Origin of the sequence: Cupriavidus campinensis (assembly GCF_905397395.1) — a bacterium.
Classification (GTDB): Bacteria; Pseudomonadota; Gammaproteobacteria; order Burkholderiales; family Burkholderiaceae; genus Cupriavidus; species Cupriavidus campinensis.
The window spans coordinates 12,025-30,088 of record NZ_CAJPVH010000061.1; the positions used below are offsets into that span (position 1 = coordinate 12,025).

Genomic DNA, 18,064 nt, shown 5'->3' on the forward strand with positions numbered 1-18,064 from the left:
GCAATGGCAGTTTTCGTTCTTTTGCAGTTTTTTTTCTACCGCAAATGGGGTCTCGCATGGCTGAAGCCGTCAAACAAGCCAGGCCGGAGTTCCGGAATATCGGTATTGCGCAGATCGCGCGCTATCGGTTGCCCTGGGCCGGCAAGGTATCCATCCTGCATCGCGTCAGCGGTGCATTGATGTTCCTCCTCCTTCCGTTCGTTCTGTACCTGTTTGAGCAGAGCGTCACGTCCGAGCTGAGCTTCGCCAAGTTCTCGGCACTGCTGTCCAACGGCTTCGTCAAACTGGTCATCCTGGCGCTGATCTGGGGTTACCTGCATCACTTCTGCGCCGGCATCCGCTTCCTGCTGCTGGACGTACACGTCGGCGTGGCTAAGCCCACGTCCGCCAAGTCGGCCATCGCGGTGCTCGTCGTCAGCCTGCTGCTCACCCTGATTTTCGGGCTGAAGCTGTTCGGCCTGTTCTGAGGAGAATCAAGGTGGCAAACAATAATATCGGTCCCAAGCGTCTTGTCGTCGGTGCGCACTACGGTCTGAAAGACTGGCTGGCGCAGCGCGTGACCGCCGTGATCATGGTGCTGTTCACCGTGATCCTGGCGGGTGTGTACCTGGCTTTCGGCAATCCGTCGTACGAAGGCTGGGCAGGTCTCTTCGCCAACCAGTGGATGAAGATCCTGACGTTCCTCACCATCCTCTCGCTGCTGTATCACGCCTGGTTTGGTGTGCGCGACATCTGGATGGACTATGTGAAGCCGATGGCCGTGCGCCTCGTGCTGCAAGTTCTTACGATTCTGTGGCTCGTCGGTTGTGCGGGCTACGCTGCTCAGATTCTCTGGAGGGTGTAATAAATGGTCGCAGTCAAGACTGGATTGCCGCGTCGTCGGTTTGACGTGGTCATCGTCGGGGCGGGCGGCGCCGGGATGCGCGCATCCCTCCAGCTCGCAGAAGCCGGCCTGAACGTGGCCGTGCTGTCGAAGGTTTTCCCCACCCGCTCGCACACCGTGGCGGCGCAGGGTGGCATCGGTGCCTCGCTTGGCAACATGAGCGAGGACAACTGGCACTATCACTTCTACGACACCATCAAGGGCTCGGACTGGCTGGGCGACCAGGACGCCATCGAGTTCATGTGCCGGGAAGCGCCGAAGGTCGTGTACGAGCTCGAGCACTTCGGCATGCCGTTCGACCGTAACGCCGATGGCACGATCTACCAGCGTCCGTTTGGCGGCCACACGGCCAACTACGGCGAGAAGCCCGTGCAGCGTGCCTGCGCCGCGGCTGACCGTACCGGCCACGCGCTGCTGCACACGCTGTACCAGCGAAATGTGCGCGCCAAGACGCATTTCTTCGTCGAATGGATGGCGCTGGACCTGATCCGCGACGAAGACGGCGACGTGCTGGGCGTGACCGCACTGGAAATGGAAACCGGCGAGGTCTACATCCTCGAAGCCAAGACCACCCTGTTCGCCACCGGCGGCGCGGGCCGGATCTACGCGGCTTCCACCAACGCCTTCATCAACACGGGCGATGGCCTGGGCATGGCGGCGCGTGCCGGCGTACCCCTGGAAGACATGGAGTTCTGGCAGTTCCACCCGACCGGCGTGGCCGGCGCGGGCGTGCTGATCACGGAAGGCGTGCGTGGCGAGGGCGGCATCCTGCGTAACAAGGATGGCGAGCGCTTCATGGAGCGCTATGCCCCGACGCTGAAGGATCTGGCGCCGCGTGACTTCGTGTCGCGCTCGATGGACCAGGAAATCAAGGAAGGCCGTGGTTGCGGCCCGAACGGCGACTACGTGCTGCTCGACCTGACCCACGTCGGTGCCGAGACCATCATGAAGCGCCTGCCGTCGATCCGCGAGATCGGCATGAAGTTCGCCAACGTCGACGCGATCAAGGAACCGATCCCCGTCGTGCCGACCATCCACTACCAGATGGGCGGTATCCCGACGAACTTCCACGGTCAGGTCGTGGTGCCGAAGAACGGCAACCCGAACGAGATCGTGAACGGCTTCTACGCGATCGGCGAATGCTCGTGCGTGTCGGTGCACGGCGCCAACCGCCTGGGCACGAACTCGCTGCTGGATCTGGTGGTGTTCGGCCGCGCGGCCGGCAACCACATCATCGCCAACGCGAACAAGCAGAAGGAACACAAGCCGCTGCCGGCTGACGCCGCGGACCGCGCCATGGCGCGCCTGGCCAAGCTGCAGAATTCGTCGTCGGGCGAGTACACGCAGGACGTGGCCAACGACATCCGCCGCAACATGCAGTCGCATGCCGGCGTGTTCCGTACGCAGAAGCTGATGGACGAAGGCGTCGAGCGCATCCTGGAAGTGGCGGAGCGTGCCAACAACATCCACCTGAAGGACAAGTCCAAGGTCTTCAACACCGCGCTGGTGGAAGCCCTGGAAGTGTCGAACCTGGTGGAAGTGGCCAAGGCGACGATGATCTCGGCCGCGGCCCGCAAGGAGTCGCGTGGCGCCCACGCCCACAGCGACTTCCCGAACCGCGACGACAACAACTGGCTCAAGCACACGCTGTTCTACAGCGAAGGCAACCGCCTCGACTACAAGCCGGTGAAGATGGAGCCGCTGACGGTGGAATCGGTTCCGCCGAAGGCCCGTACCTTCTGAGCCCCGCATCGTAGAGACAACAGGACCCACAGAAATGAAGCGTATTTTCGAAGTCTACCGCTACGATCCGGACAAGGACGACGCGCCCCGCATGCAGACCTACGAGGTGGAGCTCGACGGTCACGAGCGCATGCTGCTCGATGCGCTGGTCAAGCTGAAGAAGCTCGACGAGACCATCTCGTTCCGCCGCTCGTGCCGTGAAGGCGTGTGCGGTTCGGACGCGATGAACATCAACGGCAAGAACGGCCTGGCCTGCCTGACGAACATGCGCGAGCTGCCGGACCGCATCGTGCTGCGTCCGCTGCCCGGCCTGCCGGTGGTGCGCGACCTGATCGTCGACATGACGAACTTCTTCAAGCAGTACAACTCGATCAAGCCGTTCCTGATCAACGACGAGCCGCCGCCCGAGAAGGAGCGTCTGCAGTCGCCGCAGGAACGTGACGAGCTGGACGGCCTGTACGAGTGCATCCTGTGCGCGAGCTGCTCCACGTCGTGCCCGTCGTTCTGGTGGAACCCGGACAAGTTCGTCGGCCCGGCCGGCCTGCTGCAAGCCTACCGCTTCATCGCGGACAGCCGCGACCAGGCCACCGGCGAGCGTCTGGACAACCTGAACGACCCGTACCGCCTGTTCCGCTGCCACAGCATCATGAACTGCGTCGACGTGTGCCCGAAGGGTCTCAATCCGACCAAGGCCATCGGCAAGATCAAGGAACTGATGGTTCGCCGCGCGGTATAAGCCTGCGGTATAAACTGCCTTCTGCCACCATGCGGGAGGCTGCAGTATCGCAGTCTGCAGTTGAAGTAAGCGGCGCGTCAGCCTGGTGAGCTATATCAGGTGACGCGCCGATCGCAAGAAGGCTGACCATGAGTCTTTCCACCACTTTCTCCCATCAGGCCGATCCGCATAAGCGCGCCCGTTTGCGCTGGCGTGCCCGCCGCGGCCTCCTGGAGAACGACATCATCGTCGAACGTTTCTTCAACCGTTACGAGGAGAGCCTGTCCGATGAGGACGTGGCATCGCTGGGCGAGCTGTTCGAGCTCAGCGACAACGAGTTGATGGACCTGCTGCTTGCCCGCAAGGAGCTGGACGGTGAGCTCGACACGCCCCCGATGCATCGGGTCCTCGACCTGCTGCGTTCGGTCTGAGTTTGGTCAACACTATTATTCACAGCATTTGAAGGAACCGACATGACGCCGTCCGATGTGAAAGCCACGCTATCGTTTTCCGATGGTTCCCCCAGCGTTGAGCTGCCGATCTACAAGGGTACCGTTGGCCCCGACGTGATCGACATTCGCAAGCTGTACGGACAGACCGGCAAGTTCACCTATGACCCGGGGTTCATGTCGACTGCGTCGTGCAACTCCAAGATCACCTACATCGATGGTGACAAGGGCGAACTGCTGTACCGCGGCTATCCGATCGAACAGCTCGCAGGCAAGTGCGATCACCTGGAAACCTGCTACCTGCTGCTGAAGGGCGAACTGCCCAACGCCAAGCAGAAGGAAGAGTTCGTCAACAGCGTGATGAACCACACGATGGTTCACGAGCAGCTGCAATTCTTCCTGCGCGGCTTCCGCCGCGATGCCCACCCGATGGCCGTGCTGACGGGTCTCGTGGGCGCCATGAGCGCGTTCTACCACGACGCGATGGACATCGATGATCCGCACCAGCGCGAGATCTCGGCCATCCGCCTGATCGCCAAGATGCCGACCCTGGTGGCCATGGCATACAAGTACAACATCGGCCAGCCGTACATCTACCCGCAGAACGACCTGTCCTACTCGGGCAACTTCCTGCGCATGATGTTCGGCACGCCGTGCGCCCCGTACACCGTGAACCCGGTGCTCGAGCGCGCGCTGGACCGCATCTTCATCCTGCACGCCGACCACGAGCAGAACGCCTCCACCTCGACCGTGCGCCTGGCTGGCTCGTCGGGCACGAACCCGTTCGCCGCCATCGCCGCTGGCGTGGCCTGCCTGTGGGGTCCGGCCCACGGCGGCGCCAACGAAGCTGCGCTGAAGATGCTGGAAGAGATCGGCAGCGTGGACAACATCAACGAGTTCATCAAGCAGGTCAAGGACAAGAACTCGGGCGTGCGCCTGATGGGCTTTGGCCACCGCGTGTACAAGAACTACGATCCGCGCGCCAAGCTGATGCGCGAAACCTGCCATGAAGTGCTGAACGAACTGGGCCTGCACAACGACCCGCTGTTCAAGCTCGCCATGGAACTGGAAAAGATCGCGCTGGAAGACGAGTACTTCGTGAGCCGCAAGCTGTACCCGAACGTGGACTTCTACTCGGGTATCGTGCAGCGCGCGCTGGGCATCCCGACCTCGCTGTTCACCTGCATCTTCGCCCTGGCACGTACGCCGGGCTGGATCTCGCAGTGGGAAGAGATGATCACGGACCCCGAGTACAAGATCGGCCGTCCGCGCCAGTTGTTCAACGGCGCCGCCGCCCGCGAAGTGCCGGACATGGCCAAGCGCTGATCCCGTCGCGCAAAGCAGGGCGGCCCGGCCGCCTTGCGCTGCAGCAAACACAAACGCCCCGGCTTGCCGGGGCGTTTGTGTTTCCGCCTGCGGGGCGTTGTGCGCCGCCGCGCGAGGGTCATCGTCGCAGTTATGCACAACAGTTGTGAAAGGCCATTTTTGCGACGATTCCTGCCATGGGAAGGTTGCAACTGTCTACATTTGTTGTCTGATTTTCGGCAAAGTCGGGAACTATCGCCCCAACCGGTTGCAACTTCCCTCTATAATGCGGGCTGCTTTTGCCACCGGCAGCCGGGCCACCCTTCCGGCACGTCGCGCGGCAAGGCGGGGCAGGCGAAGCGCTTGCGCAATAGAGAACGCATCAACGTTGTCTTTCCGAACTTTTGGCGCCACGGGCTTCCGGGGCGCTGACACATGCCGGGCCCCGCATCGCTTCACGTCTTCATCGCAGGCCCGTCTTCCGCTTCGGGTCTTCCCTCCGCCACCTCCGGCGGCTCTCCCCGCGGGTGTTGTTCGATTGCGCTGGTCATGCCGCCTCTGCCCGGAATGACCCAAACATAATCGAGGAGCTCCTGATGACGTTGTCCCGTCTCACGTCCACTGCCATGGCCGCCGTGATTGCCACCGCCGGCCTCACTGCCGCCAGCCTGGCCCACGCCGAAACCGTCAAGATCGCCATCGCCGGCCCCATGAGCGGCTCGGTCGCCCAGTACGGCGATATGGTCAAGGCCGGTGCCCTGACCGCCATCGAACAGATCAATGCCGCGGGCGGTGCCGGCGGCAACAAGCTCGAAGTGGTACTGATGGACGACGCCTGCGAGCCCAAGCAGGCCGTGGCGGTGGCCAACAAGATCGTGAGCCAGAACATTCGCTTCGTGATTGGCCACGTGTGCTCCGGCTCGACGATTCCGGCATCGGATATCTACGAAAACGAAGGCATCGTGATGGTCACGCCGTCGGCCACCGCGCCGCAGCTGACCGAGAACAAGAAGCGCAAGTTCATCTTCCGCACCATCGGCCGTGACGACCAGCAGGGTCCTGCCGCTGCCCAGTACATCATCGGCAAGGTCAAGCCGAAGAAAGTGGCCGTGCTGCACGACAAGCAGTCGTACGGCCAGGGTATCGCCTCGTCGGTGAAGAAGGACCTGGAAGCTGCCAAGATTCCCGTGGCCGTGTTCGAAGGCATCAACGCCGGGGATTCGGACTACTCCGCCGTCATCACGAAGCTGAAGTCGCAGGGCGTGGACTTCGTCTACTTCGGCGGCTATCACCCGGAAATGGGCCTGCTGCTGCGCCAGGCGCGCGAGCAGGGCGTGAAGGCCACGTTCATGGGCCCCGAAGGCGTGGGCAACAAGGACGTGACGGCCATCGCCGGCCCGTCGTCGGAAGGCATGCTGGTCACGCTGCCGGCCGATTTCTCGGCCGACCCGGCCAACGCTGCGCTGGTGAAGGCCTTCGCCGACAAGAAGCGTGACGCCAACGGCCCGTTCCAGATGCCCGCCTACGCCGCCGTGAAGATCATCGGCGACGCCATCGCTGGCGCCAAGAGCACGGACCCGGCCAAAGTGGCCGCGTACATGCACAAGAACGCGTTCACCACGCCGATCGGCAAGGTCGAGTACGACGAGAAGGGTGACCTGAAGTCCTTCAAGTTCGTTGTCTACACGTGGCACAAGGACGCCACGAAGACCGCCGCCAACTAAGTCCGGCGCCAGTCTGGCGAAACGCCTCGCTCCTGCACAGGGAGCGGGGCGTTTTGGTATCGGTTCGATGTCGGATAGTCGTCACATCCTGACGGCCGGCACGCCGCATCGGCCTTCCCGATCCACAAGGTCCTCCGCATGAACGAATTCCTTCCACAGTTCACCCAGCAGCTGGTCAACGGCCTGACGCTGGGTGCGATCTATGCGCTGATCGCCATTGGCTACACCATGGTCTACGGCATCATCGGCATGATCAACTTTGCCCACGGCGAGATCTACATGATCGGCGCCTACGTGGGCCTCGTCACCCTGACCGCCATCGGCGCGCAGGCCGGCTACCCGCTGCCGCTGGTGCTGGGCGCTGCGCTGATCGTGGCCGTGGCCGTCACCGGCTGCTATGGCTTTGCCGTGGAGCGCGTGGCGTATCGCCCCTTGCGCGGCGGGCCGCGGCTGGTACCGCTTATCTCGGCCATCGGCATGTCGATTTTTCTTCAGAACTACGTCCAGATCGGGCAGGGCGCGCGCGACGTGTCCGTGCCGGTGCTGATCTCGGGCGCCATCGAGTTCCAGATGGGCGGCGATTTCGTCGTGACCGTGCCCTATTCGCGCCTGCTGATCGTGGGCGTGACGCTGGTGCTGATGGTGGCGCTGACGCTGTTTATCGGCCATTCGCGCATGGGCCGCGCCTGCCGCGCCTGCGCGGAGGACATGCGCATGGCCAACCTGCTCGGCATCGACACGAACCGCGTGATCTCGTTCACCTTCGTGCTCGGCGCGATGCTGGCCGCCGTGGGTGGCGTGCTGATCGGGCTGACCATCGGCAAGCTCAATCCGTTCATCGGCTTTATCGCCGGCATCAAGGCCTTTACGGCCGCCGTGCTGGGTGGCATCGGCAGTATTCCGGGCGCGATGCTCGGCGGCGTGCTGCTGGGCCTGGCCGAAACCTTCGCCTCCGGCTATATGCCGGCCGAGTACAAGGACGTGGTGGCGTTTGGGCTGCTGGTCCTGGTGCTGCTGTTCCGTCCGACCGGCCTGCTTGGCAAGCCGGATGTGGAAAAGGTCTGAGGAGGGCGCCATGACACAAGCGATGTACCAAAAATCTGTATCGCATTCCGTCGCGCAGACGATGAAGGGCGCGGTGACGGCGGCTGTGATGACGGCCATCCTCACCATTCCCGTGCTGGGCCTGCAACTGAAGCTGGACGGCTACAAGGTGGTGCTGGAGCCGCACTGGCGGCCGGTCTGGATCGCCGTGGCAGCCGTTTTCGTCTTCCAGCTACTCAAGCCGCTGCTAACGCGGGCCCGTAGCGCCGTGAAGCTGCCGGCCGCGCCGGCGATGGGCGCGCAGCAGCAGCGCGTGGTGATCTGGGTGCTGCTGGCGGTGGGCCTGGTCTGGCCGTTCTTCGGCTCGCGTGGCGCGGTGGACGTGGCCACGCTCGCCCTGATCTACGTGATCCTGGGCCTGGGCCTGAACATCGTGGTGGGCTTCGCCGGCCTGCTCGACCTGGGCTACGTGGGCTTCTACGCAGTGGGCGGCTATACGTACGCGCTGCTCAACCAGTACTTCGGGTTCACGTTCTGGGAGTGCCTGCCGATTGCTGCGGGCATGTCGGCGTTGTTCGGCTTCGTGCTCGGTTTCCCGGTGCTGCGGCTGCGCGGCGACTACCTGGCCATCGTCACGCTCGGCTTTGGTGAAATCATCCGCCTGCTGCTGAACAATCTGACCAGCCTGACCGGCGGCCCGGACGGCGTCTCGGGCATTCCGAAGCCGACCGTGTTCGGCATCGAGATGGCGCGCAGCGCGAGCGTGGAAGGCACGCGCACGTTCCACGAGATGATCGGGCTCGACTACACCGGCCAGCACATGGTGATCTTCCTGTACCTGCTGGCACTGCTGCTGGTGGGCTTCACCCTGTTTGTGACGAGCCGCCTGATCCGCATGCCGATGGGCCGCGCCTGGGAGGCGCTGCGCGACGATGAGATCGCCTGCCGATCGCTGGGCCTGAACCCCACGCGCATCAAGCTGTCGGCGTTCACGCTGGGCGCCTCGTTCGCGGGGCTGGCCGGCGCGTTCTTCGCGGCGCGCCAGGGGCTGGTCAATCCGGAGTCGTTCACGTTCATCGAATCGGCGCTGATCCTGGCCGTGGTGGTGCTGGGCGGCATGGGCTCGCAATTGGGCGTGATCCTGGCGGCCATCCTGCTGACGGTGCTGCCCGAAGTGGCGCGCGATTTTGCCGAATACCGCATGCTGATTTTCGGCCTGGTGATGGTGCTGATGATGATGTGGCGTCCGCAGGGCCTGCTGCCCGCGAGCCGTCCCCACGTGGAGTTGCCGCAATGAGCGCGGAAATGCTGAAAGTATCCGGCCTGCAGATGCGCTTTGGCGGGCTGCTGGCCGTGGACGGCATCGATTTCGATGTGCGTCGCGACGAGGTCTTCGCCATCATCGGCCCGAACGGCGCCGGCAAGACCACGGTGTTCAACTGCGTGGGCGGCTTCTACAAGCCCACCGCCGGCGAGGTCACGCTGGACGGCCAGGCCATCGCCGGCCTGCCGAGCCACCAGGTGGCGCGGCGCGGGCTGGTGCGTACATTTCAGAATATTCGCCTGTTCAGGTCGCTGACCGTGGTGGAGAACCTGCTCGTGGCGCAGCACCTGCAGGTCAAGTCCGGCCTGCTGCGCGGGCTGTTCGCCACGCCGGCCTACCGCCGCGCCGAGCGCGAGGCGCTGGAACGGGCCGCCGTCTGGCTGGAACGCATGGGTCTGACCTCGGTGGCCAACCGTGAGGCGGGCACGCTGTCCTACGGGCACCAGCGCCGGCTCGAGATCGCGCGCTGCATGATCACCAAGCCGCGCCTGCTGATGCTCGACGAGCCGGCCGCTGGTCTGAATCCGCAGGAGAAGATCGAACTGCAACAATTGATCGACAAATTGCGCCACGAATTCAACATTTCGGTGCTGTTGATCGAGCATGACATGAGCCTCGTCATGGGCGTGTCCGACCGCATCCTCGTGATGGAGCACGGCAAGCCGATCGTCATCGGCAAGCCCGAGGAAGTGCGCAACGACCCGCGCGTAATCAAGGCCTACCTGGGAGAGGACTGATGCTGAAGCTGGAACAGGTCCATACCCACTATGGCGCCGTGGAGGCGCTGAGCGGCGTATCGATCGAAGTGAACAAGGGCGAGATCGTCACGCTGATCGGCAGCAACGGCGCGGGCAAGACCACGCTGATGATGACCGTGTGCGGCTCGCCGCGCGCCTCGAGCGGCCGCGTGTCGTTCGAGGGGCAGGACATCACGCAGCGCAACACCCACGAGATCATGCGCATGGGCATGGCGATCTCGCCGGAAGGGCGCCGCGTGTTTCCGAGCCTGACCGTGCTGGAAAACCTGAAGATGGGCGCCTTCTTCGCCAGCCGGCACGACATCGAGGCCGGCATCGAGCACGTATTCAAGCTTTTTCCGAGGCTGAACCAGCGCTCGGGCCAGCGTGCGGGCACGATGTCCGGCGGCGAACAGCAAATGCTGGCCATCGGCCGCGCCCTGATGAGCCGCCCCCGGTTGCTGCTGCTGGACGAGCCGACACTGGGCCTCGCCCCGCTGATCATCGCCCAGATCTTCGACATCATCCGCACCATTCGTGACGAAGGTGTCACAGTGTTCCTGGTCGAACAGAACGCCAACAAGGCACTGCAGGTGGCCGACCGGGGCTACGTGCTGGAAACCGGGAAGGTGGTGTTGGCGGATACCGGGGAGAATTTGCTGGCGAATGACCGGATTCGGGCGGCGTATTTGGGGGGGTGAGGGAGGGTGGACAGAGCTTGGAGTCCAGGCTTTGCCCTCCATATATCGCTTACCGCTTGAAGAGTCGGTTGAGTAGCGAGCACCTCTTTGGGTGTGAGCTATTCGCTCTCAGGTATTCCTCGGACTCCTTGGCGTCTTGATCGACATCGAGCTCCGAGAAGGACTCGAAAACAAAAGCAATTGCCTCTCGCCATTCAGGGCTGGCCTGCCAGCCGTCTAGATAGAGATCCCGTTGTATCGGCGTCAGCGACGTCCAGAAGGGCCTCCATTCCCGGTCGAACCATGGTTCGGCTACGCCTTGCCTGACATGTGGCGCCAGTTCACCAGGTTCGATGTGCGGGAATACGATCCAAGGCGGCTGGGGAGCGTCCGGATAGTGCTCCACGCGGCCTTGGGCCGTCAGCATTCCGGCTCGTCGGTAAGACCATATGCACATGCGAACGGGTCATGCCATTTGTTGCGTTTGTAGAGCAGATCGACCGTATTGCCTCCTAACCAGAATAATGTGGCGGTCCCTCCTGAGTAGAGCCGGAATCTGCCTGAAGTGTTGTCGCTGAACGATACTTCACCCACTGCAAAGCAGGGGGAATAACGCTCGTGCGTCAGAATACGGCTCTCTATTGGATAAGCTCTGGAGAAATACCGTTTTACTTGGCCGACTGTTGGCTTGAAGGTCTTGCAATTTTCCGTGAGGCTGGCGTCGTCAGTGTGCGAGGTTAAGCCCGTTTCCTTGATGACGACGTTTTTTACGGTTCTCTCTTGGGCCGTTACGGGTAATGCGTAAAATGCGGCAATCATTGAGACACAGATCAGTCCGACCTTTACCATACTGCGGTGCTCGCCTCGGTTGGGTTCTTGTATGAGACCTGAGGATGTCGATAAATCTCTCCGGTCGAAACGTTGAACGTTGCAACCAGTTCTGCGATGAGCCAGCGGAGCGACGCATTTTGCTGGGTGGTGACGTTCTCGTAGATTCTTGCGGTCTTGCAGTCACTGGCTGGATCAATCGGCACGGATTTCCCAACGATTTCGATACCGATGGAGTCGTCGCAAGGCTGACTTCTTCCCGGGGCGCGCGCATATTGATGTTGTGAGCTGGTTTCACCTGCGTGATCAGGACGTCCTCCATCGTGATCCTAAGAAACTCAAGCGGCTTGCCACCCGCCTTGCGCATCGTCAGCACTGCGCTGCCGATATGTTTCCCGGTCAGGCAGTACTGAACCAGATTGGGCGTGGCGCGGTCGACATAGTGTTCGAACGTCAGGTCCTCAACGGTCGCCTTGCTTGCGCCACCGCCCCTTCCTGCGTGCATGTTCGATGGCTGCTTCACCGACCATTCCCACGTCAGAACCTCGATTTCCTTCGAATGGCTGGCGTCCGCCGCTTCGCCTTCGATTCCTGTCAGCTTCAAGAAAATGTCCTGCGCCATCGCATGCTCCCGTTCAGGTGAGAAGTACTCCGGGAGCCTATCGATCGCCCGCCAAGTGATCTATAGGACTAGTTCGAAAGGCGCCGCCGCCCCGGACTTGCCGCCACCCACCCCTTTTCGCCAACCGCGAAATCCCCCTTTCGTCAATGACTGCCGGGTTATCGATAGCGTCTGACCGCCTGAGGAAGCCCCGCGTGGCATAATCGCTTGCGATGTCAAGCAATCACCGGCCACGCCGGAGGCGCGGCACAATAGCGGCGCCGACCCGCGAAGGCATCCGGTTAATAACAATCCCTGCAAACCACTGCGCGGACCTCCGCCGTCCCTGCCCGGACGGACGGTCTGCCCCCCCTGCATCATGGCCAAGACGCTCTACGACAAACTCTGGGATGACCACACCGTCCACGTCGAGGAAGACGGCACGACGCTGCTCTACATCGATCGCCACCTGCTGCATGAAGTGACCAGCCCGCAGGCGTTCGAGGGGCTGAAGCTGGCGGAGCGTCCGGTCTGGCGCATCAGCGCGAACCTGGCCGTGTCCGACCACAACGTGCCGACCACGGACCGTACGCAAGGCATCGCCGACCCCGTCTCGAAGCTCCAGGTCGATACGCTGGACGCCAACTGCGACGCCTTCGGCATCACCCAGTTCAAGATGACCGATCACCGCCAGGGCATCGTCCACGTGATCGGGCCGGAGCAGGGCGCCACGCTGCCGGGCATGACCGTGGTCTGCGGCGATTCGCATACCAGCACGCACGGCGCGTTCGGCGCACTGGCACATGGCATCGGCACGTCGGAGGTGGAACACGTGCTGGCCACGCAGACGCTGCTGGGCAAGAAGGCCAAGAACATGCTGATCCGTGTGGAAGGCAAGCTGCCGCGCGGCTGCACCGCCAAGGACATCGTGCTGGCCATCATCGGCAAGATCGGCACGGCCGGCGGTACGGGCTACACCATGGAGTTCGCCGGGTCCGCCATCCGCGACCTGACGATGGAAGGCCGCATGACCGTCTGCAACATGGCGATCGAAGCTGGCGCCCGCGCCGGCCTGGTGGCCGTGGACGATGTGACGCTCGAATATGTGAAGGGTCGTCCGTACGCGCCGCAGGGCGTGGAGTGGGACCAGGCCGTGGCCTACTGGCGCACGCTGCATTCGGACGCGGGCGCTCACTTCGACAAGGTGGTGGAGCTGCGCGGCGAGGACATCCGTCCGCAGGTCACCTGGGGCACGTCGCCCGAGATGGTGGTCAGCATCGAGGACCGCGTGCCCGATCCCGAGAAGGAAAAGGACCCGAACCGCCGCAACGCCATGGAACGTGCGCTCGAGTACATGAACCTGCAGCCGAACGTGCCGATGGAGTCGATTCAGATCGACAAGGTGTTCATTGGCTCCTGCACCAACAGCCGCATCGAGGACATGCGCGCCGCCGCCTGGGTGGTGCAGAAGCTGGGGCGCAAGGTCGCTGGCAATGTGAAGCTGGCGATGGTGGTGCCGGGCTCGGGCCTGGTGAAGGCGCAGGCCGAGCACGAAGGGCTGGACAAGGTCTTCAAGGCCGCCGGCTTCGAATGGCGCGAGCCGGGCTGCTCGATGTGCCTGGCGATGAACGCCGACCGGCTGGAGCCGGGCGAGCGCTGCGCGTCCACCTCGAACCGCAATTTCGAAGGCCGCCAGGGCGCCGGCGGCCGGACCCACCTGGTCAGCCCGGCGATGGCCGCCGCCGCTGCCATCGAGGGTCATTTCGTCGACATCCGCAAGCTGGGCTGACGCGTTACGCAACGGCATCCGTACACGGCTAATCGAATAAGCAGAACATGAAAAAGATCGTGATCACGTTCCTGGCATGCCTGGGCATGCTGCAACTGGCTGGCTGCAACACGATGGCCGGCCTCGGCAAGGACACGCAGGCCGCCGGCCGTTCCCTCGAGAACGCGGCGCGCAAGTAAGGACATACTCATGGACAAGTTCACCGTACACAGCGGCCTCGTGGCGCCGCTGGACCGCGAAAACGTCGACACCGACGCCATCATCCCGAAGCAGTTCCTGAAGTCGATCAAGCGCACGGGCTTCGGCCCGAACCTGTTCGACGAATGGCGCTACAAGGACGTTGGCCAGCCCGGCCAGGACAACAGCAAGCGTCCGCTGAACCCGGACTTCGTGCTGAACCAGGCGCGCTACCAGGGCGCGAGCATCCTGCTGGCGCGCAACAACTTCGGCTGCGGCAGCTCGCGCGAGCACGCGCCGTGGGCGCTCACGCAGTACGGCTTCCGCGCCGTCATCGCGCCGAGCTTTGCCGACATCTTCTTCAACAACTGCTACAAGAACGGCCTGCTGCCGGTGGTGCTGACGGCGCTCCAGGTCGATCACCTGTTCAACGAGACCAACGCGTTCCCGGGCTACCAGCTGACCATCGACCTGGACAAGCAGGTGGTGATCACGGCGGGCGGCAACAGCTATCCGTTCGACATCGCCCCGTTCCGCAAGTACTGCATGCTTAACGGCTTCGACGACGTGGCGCTGACGCTGCGCCACAAGGACAAGATCAAGGCGTACGAAGCCGAGCGCCTGACGAAGATGCCCTGGCTGGGCAATCGCCTGGTCGGCTGACGGCCCGAGACACACCTCCAATACAGGAAGACAGATGAAGATTGCAGTCCTGCCGGGCGACGGCATTGGTCCCGAGATCGTTGCCGAAGCCGTCAAGGTGCTCAACGCCCTCGACGAGACATTCGAACTGGAAACGGCGCCCGTGGGCGGCGCCGGCTACGAGGCCGAAGGCCATCCGCTGCCCGAAAACACGCTGAAGCTGGCCAAGGAGGCCGATGCCATCCTGTTTGGCGCCGTGGGCGACTGGAAGTACGACAGCCTGGAGCGTCCGCTGCGCCCGGAGCAGGCCATCCTGGGTCTGCGCAAGCACCTGCAGCTGTTTGCGAACTTCCGCCCGGCGATCTGCTATCCGGAGCTGACCGGCGCCTCGAGCCTGAAGCCCGAGCTGGTGGCCGGCCTGGACATCCTGATCGTGCGCGAACTGAACGGCGACATCTACTTCGGCCAGCCGCGCGGCATGCGCGAGGCCCCGGACGGCCTGTTCAAGGGCGCCCGCGAAGCCTTCGACACGATGCGCTACAGCGAGCCCGAGATCCGCCGCATTGCCCACGTGGCGTTCCAGGCTGCGGCCAAGCGCGGCAAGAAGCTGTGCAGCGTGGACAAGGCCAACGTGCTGGAGACCTTCCAGTTCTGGAAGGACATCGTGATCGATGTCAGCAAGGAATATCCGGACGTCGAGCTGTCGCACATGTACGTGGACAACGCGGCCATGCAACTGGTGAAGGCGCCGAAGAGCTTCGACGTGATCGTCACCGGCAACATGTTCGGCGACATTCTGTCCGACGAAGCCGCAATGCTGACCGGCTCCATCGGCATGCTGCCGTCGGCGTCGCTCGATGCCAACAACAAGGGCCTGTACGAGCCGTCGCATGGCTCGGCGCCGGACATCGCCGGCAAGGGCGTGGCCAATCCGCTGGCTACCATCCTCTCCGCCGCGATGATGCTGCGCTACTCGCTGAACAAGGCCGAGCAGGCCGACCGCATCGAGAACGCCGTCAAGAAGGTGCTGGCCCAGGGCTACCGCACCGGCGACATCCTCACACCGGGCTGTAAGCAGGTCGGCACGCGGGAGATGGGCGAAGCCGTGCTGGCTGCGCTGTAATCGGCCGTTTTTTGCCAGTTCGTGCCAAAAACGGGGCCTTCGGGCCCCGTTGGCGCAAGAAAATCGTGTAGACTCCGCAAATGGTCCGAATTCCCCAGTTCCTCGCTACTGCCATCGCTGCCGTGATCACGGCCGGCGTGGGTTCGCGCGACCATACCGCGACGATTAAAACCATTACTACCAAAACGATCCCCTAAGATCGTTCGTCGTGCCTGCCCGTCTTCCCCGCGCAGCGTACGCCGGGCGAGGAAAATGGCGGGGAAGTACTCATCACATCCGAGGTAAGTCATGATTGTAGGTCTCGTCGGTTGGCGAGGAATGGTCGGCAGCGTCCTGATGCAACGCATGCAGGAAGAGCGCGATTTCGACCATATCGAGCCCGTTTTCTTCAGCACGTCCAACGCCGGCGGCAAGGCCCCGGCCATGGCGAAGAACGAAACCACGCTGAAAGATGCCAATGACATCGACGCGCTGAAGCAGTGCGACGTGGTGCTCACCGCCCAGGGCGGCGACTACACCAGCGATGTCTTCCCGCGCCTGCGCGCGGCCGGCTGGAACGGCTACTGGATTGACGCGGCGTCCTCGCTGCGCATGAAGGACGACGCGATCATCGTGCTCGACCCCGTCAACCAGGACGTGATCAAGGATGCGCTTTCGAAGGGCGTCAAGAACTTCATCGGCGGCAACTGCACGGTCAGCTGCATGCTGATGGGCCTGGGCGGCCTGTTCGAGAACGACCTGGTCGAGTGGATGACCTCCATGACTTACCAGGCCGCCTCGGGCGGCGGCGCGCAGCACATGCGCGAGCTGCTGACGCAGTTCGGCACCCTGAACGCCTCGGTCAAGCCGCTGCTGGACAACCCCGCCTCGGCGATCCTCGAGATCGACCGCACCATCCTGGCCACGCAGCACGGCCTGTCGGCGGACGAAACCAAGCAGTTCGGCGTGCCGCTGGCCGGCAACCTGATTCCCTGGATCGACAAGGACCTGGGCAACGGCGTGTCGCGCGAAGAATGGAAGGGCGGCGCCGAGACCAACAAGATCCTGGGTCGTGGCGATGGCTTCCTGGGCGCGACCGGGGCTACCCCGATCGCCGTGGACGGCCTGTGCGTGCGGATTGGCGCCATGCGCTGCCACTCGCAGGCGCTGACCATCAAGCTGCGCAAGGATGTGCCGCTGGACGAGATCGAAGGCATGCTGGCCGCCCACAACCCATGGGCCAAGGTAGTGCCGAACACGCGCGAAGCGAGCATGACCGACCTGACCCCGGCTGCCGTGACCGGCACGCTGAGCATTCCGGTGGGTCGCCTGCGCAAGATGCAGATGGGCGGCGAGTACCTGTCGGCCTTTACGGTGGGCGACCAACTGCTGTGGGGCGCCGCCGAGCCGCTGCGGCGTATGCTGCGCATTCTGATCGAGAAGTAAGCGGGTACTGAGTCTCCCCGGCATTCGTTGCGGGGAGGCAACAGAATCCGGTGCTTTCCTGCCAACGCCGCGCCCCAGCGCGGCGTTGTTACGTTCGGACCCCTATTTTTCTCGGGCTTGCGTCACAATACAGCCGGCATTCGCCTGGCCAAGGGGTCACCGTCGCGTCATTGCGGCGAAGGGGTGAGACAATCGGGCACGACGTTTTTCGTCCGCACCGGCCGTCCGCCCACCAGCCAGGCATTTGGGGTCGGGTTTATTTTTCGCTACTAGAAACATAAATGGAGCACGAGGTGAGTGTGAGCCTACATCGCCGGAAAGATGCGCCTACTGTCCGTCAGCGCTGGTCAACGCTGGCCGTCACGGCTCTCGGTTTGCTGCTGATGCAGCCGGCCGCGTATGCCGCGGGGTTCGGACAATTACGGGTACAGTCCAATCTGGGGCAACCGCTCCAGGCTGAAATCGATATCAGCGGCGTTTCGGCCGAGGAAGCGGACAGTCTCAGCGTCAAGCTTGCCTCGCCGGCCGCCTATGCCAGGGCAGGGCTGACGTACCTGCCGGCCGTTTCCGGCGTGCGGCTCCAGGTGGAGCAGCGCCCCAACGGCAGCTATGTGGCAACCGTCCGTTCCAACCAGCCGATCAGCGAGCCATTCGTCGACATCCTCGTCGACATGAGCTGGTCGAGCGGCAAGGTGACGCGGGCCTACACGTTCCTGCTCGATCCGGCGGGCGCGAAGTCCAACCAGAGCTTCGCCCCGACCACGGTGGTGCAGGCGGCCACGCCCGATGCGTCCCCGGCCGAGACCCCCGCGCAGGCAGCTACGCCCGCCGCGCCGGTGCCGGCCGCCGCTTCGTCTGAGCCCGCACGTCCGGCC

18 protein-coding genes and 1 pseudogene are annotated in these 18,064 nt (G+C 63.4%); 17 read left to right on the forward strand and 2 right to left on the reverse strand.

Annotation, left to right across the window (positions count from 1 at the left end; genetic code table 11):
• Positions 1-56: 56 nt before the first annotated feature.
• From sdhC to KHO18_RS23905, 11 genes are all read left to right on the forward strand, one after another.
• Positions 57-467, forward strand: a complete 411-nt coding sequence (gene sdhC / locus KHO18_RS23855) for a succinate dehydrogenase, cytochrome b556 subunit (protein ID WP_144199432.1) — start codon at positions 57-59, stop codon at positions 465-467.
• Positions 468-478: 11 nt separating this feature from the next.
• Positions 479-844: a succinate dehydrogenase, hydrophobic membrane anchor protein gene (sdhD, locus tag KHO18_RS23860; protein ID WP_144199430.1), complete on the forward strand. Its 366-nt coding sequence runs from the start codon at positions 479-481 to the stop codon at positions 842-844.
• A 3-nt stretch (positions 845-847) separates the two neighbouring features.
• Positions 848-2,626, forward strand: a complete 1,779-nt coding sequence (gene sdhA, locus KHO18_RS23865) for a succinate dehydrogenase flavoprotein subunit (protein ID WP_144199428.1) — start codon at positions 848-850, stop codon at positions 2,624-2,626.
• 34 nt (positions 2,627-2,660) lie between these two features.
• Positions 2,661-3,362 (forward strand): succinate dehydrogenase iron-sulfur subunit, encoded by a 702-nt coding sequence (locus KHO18_RS23870; protein ID WP_092290164.1) that lies wholly within the window; start codon positions 2,661-2,663, stop codon positions 3,360-3,362.
• A 128-nt stretch (positions 3,363-3,490) separates the two neighbouring features.
• Entirely contained in the window at positions 3,491-3,772 is a 282-nt protein-coding gene (locus KHO18_RS23875) for an FAD assembly factor SdhE (protein WP_144199427.1), read from the forward strand.
• A 42-nt stretch (positions 3,773-3,814) separates the two neighbouring features.
• Positions 3,815-5,116 carry a citrate synthase gene (gene gltA / locus KHO18_RS23880; protein ID WP_144199426.1) on the forward strand — a complete coding sequence of 434 codons (1,302 nt, stop codon included), beginning with the start codon at positions 3,815-3,817 and terminating at the stop codon, positions 5,114-5,116.
• 575 nt (positions 5,117-5,691) lie between these two features.
• The gene (locus KHO18_RS23885) at positions 5,692-6,819 is read left to right on the forward strand and encodes a branched-chain amino acid ABC transporter substrate-binding protein (protein ID WP_144199424.1); all 1,128 of its coding nucleotides are present in this window, start codon (positions 5,692-5,694) and stop codon (positions 6,817-6,819) included.
• Positions 6,820-6,957: 138 nt separating this feature from the next.
• Positions 6,958-7,884 (forward strand): high-affinity branched-chain amino acid ABC transporter permease LivH, encoded by a 927-nt coding sequence (gene livH / locus KHO18_RS23890; RefSeq protein WP_144199422.1) that lies wholly within the window; start codon positions 6,958-6,960, stop codon positions 7,882-7,884.
• 10 nt (positions 7,885-7,894) lie between these two features.
• On the forward strand, positions 7,895-9,160 hold the full coding sequence (locus KHO18_RS23895; RefSeq protein WP_144199420.1) for a high-affinity branched-chain amino acid ABC transporter permease LivM: 1,266 nt from the start codon (positions 7,895-7,897) through the stop codon (positions 9,158-9,160).
• Positions 9,157-9,924 (forward strand): high-affinity branched-chain amino acid ABC transporter ATP-binding protein LivG, encoded by a 768-nt coding sequence (livG, locus tag KHO18_RS23900; protein WP_144199418.1) that lies wholly within the window; start codon positions 9,157-9,159, stop codon positions 9,922-9,924. The genes KHO18_RS23895 and livG overlap by 4 nt, the downstream gene beginning before the upstream one ends.
• Positions 9,924-10,625 carry an ABC transporter ATP-binding protein gene (locus KHO18_RS23905; protein WP_092290155.1) on the forward strand — a complete coding sequence of 234 codons (702 nt, stop codon included), beginning with the start codon at positions 9,924-9,926 and terminating at the stop codon, positions 10,623-10,625. The genes livG and KHO18_RS23905 overlap by 1 nt, the downstream gene beginning before the upstream one ends.
• A gap of 49 nt (positions 10,626-10,674) precedes the next feature.
• On the opposite strand, the gene KHO18_RS23910 is transcribed toward KHO18_RS23905, so the two are convergent.
• Both KHO18_RS23910 and KHO18_RS28555 read right to left on the reverse strand, forming a co-directional pair.
• Positions 10,675-11,031: a hypothetical protein gene (locus KHO18_RS23910; RefSeq protein ID WP_244845041.1), complete on the reverse strand. Its 357-nt coding sequence runs from the start codon at positions 11,029-11,031 to the stop codon at positions 10,675-10,677.
• A gap of 642 nt (positions 11,032-11,673) precedes the next feature.
• Positions 11,674-12,054: pseudogene (locus KHO18_RS28555) on the reverse strand (Hcp family type VI secretion system effector); the annotation flags it as partial.
• A 358-nt stretch (positions 12,055-12,412) separates the two neighbouring features.
• On the opposite strand from KHO18_RS28555, the gene leuC reads away from it, so the two are divergent.
• The 6 genes from leuC to KHO18_RS23945 form a co-directional block, all read left to right on the forward strand.
• Positions 12,413-13,822, forward strand: a complete 1,410-nt coding sequence (gene leuC, locus KHO18_RS23920; RefSeq protein WP_144199414.1) for a 3-isopropylmalate dehydratase large subunit — start codon at positions 12,413-12,415, stop codon at positions 13,820-13,822.
• Between the two features lie 47 nt (positions 13,823-13,869).
• Positions 13,870-14,001 carry an entericidin A/B family lipoprotein gene (locus KHO18_RS23925; RefSeq protein WP_144199412.1) on the forward strand — a complete coding sequence of 44 codons (132 nt, stop codon included), beginning with the start codon at positions 13,870-13,872 and terminating at the stop codon, positions 13,999-14,001.
• Positions 14,002-14,011: 10 nt separating this feature from the next.
• Positions 14,012-14,662: a 3-isopropylmalate dehydratase small subunit gene (gene leuD / locus KHO18_RS23930; RefSeq protein WP_211944007.1), complete on the forward strand. Its 651-nt coding sequence runs from the start codon at positions 14,012-14,014 to the stop codon at positions 14,660-14,662.
• A 34-nt stretch (positions 14,663-14,696) separates the two neighbouring features.
• The gene (leuB, locus tag KHO18_RS23935) at positions 14,697-15,764 is read left to right on the forward strand and encodes a 3-isopropylmalate dehydrogenase (protein WP_211944008.1); all 1,068 of its coding nucleotides are present in this window, start codon (positions 14,697-14,699) and stop codon (positions 15,762-15,764) included.
• 288 nt (positions 15,765-16,052) lie between these two features.
• Complete coding sequence (gene asd, locus KHO18_RS23940) at positions 16,053-17,189, forward strand: aspartate-semialdehyde dehydrogenase (protein ID WP_144199405.1); 1,137 nt, start codon at positions 16,053-16,055, stop codon at positions 17,187-17,189.
• A gap of 293 nt (positions 17,190-17,482) precedes the next feature.
• Positions 17,483-18,064: type IV pilus assembly protein FimV (locus KHO18_RS23945; RefSeq protein WP_409365108.1), on the forward strand; the 582-nt coding region annotated here is incomplete at its 3' end.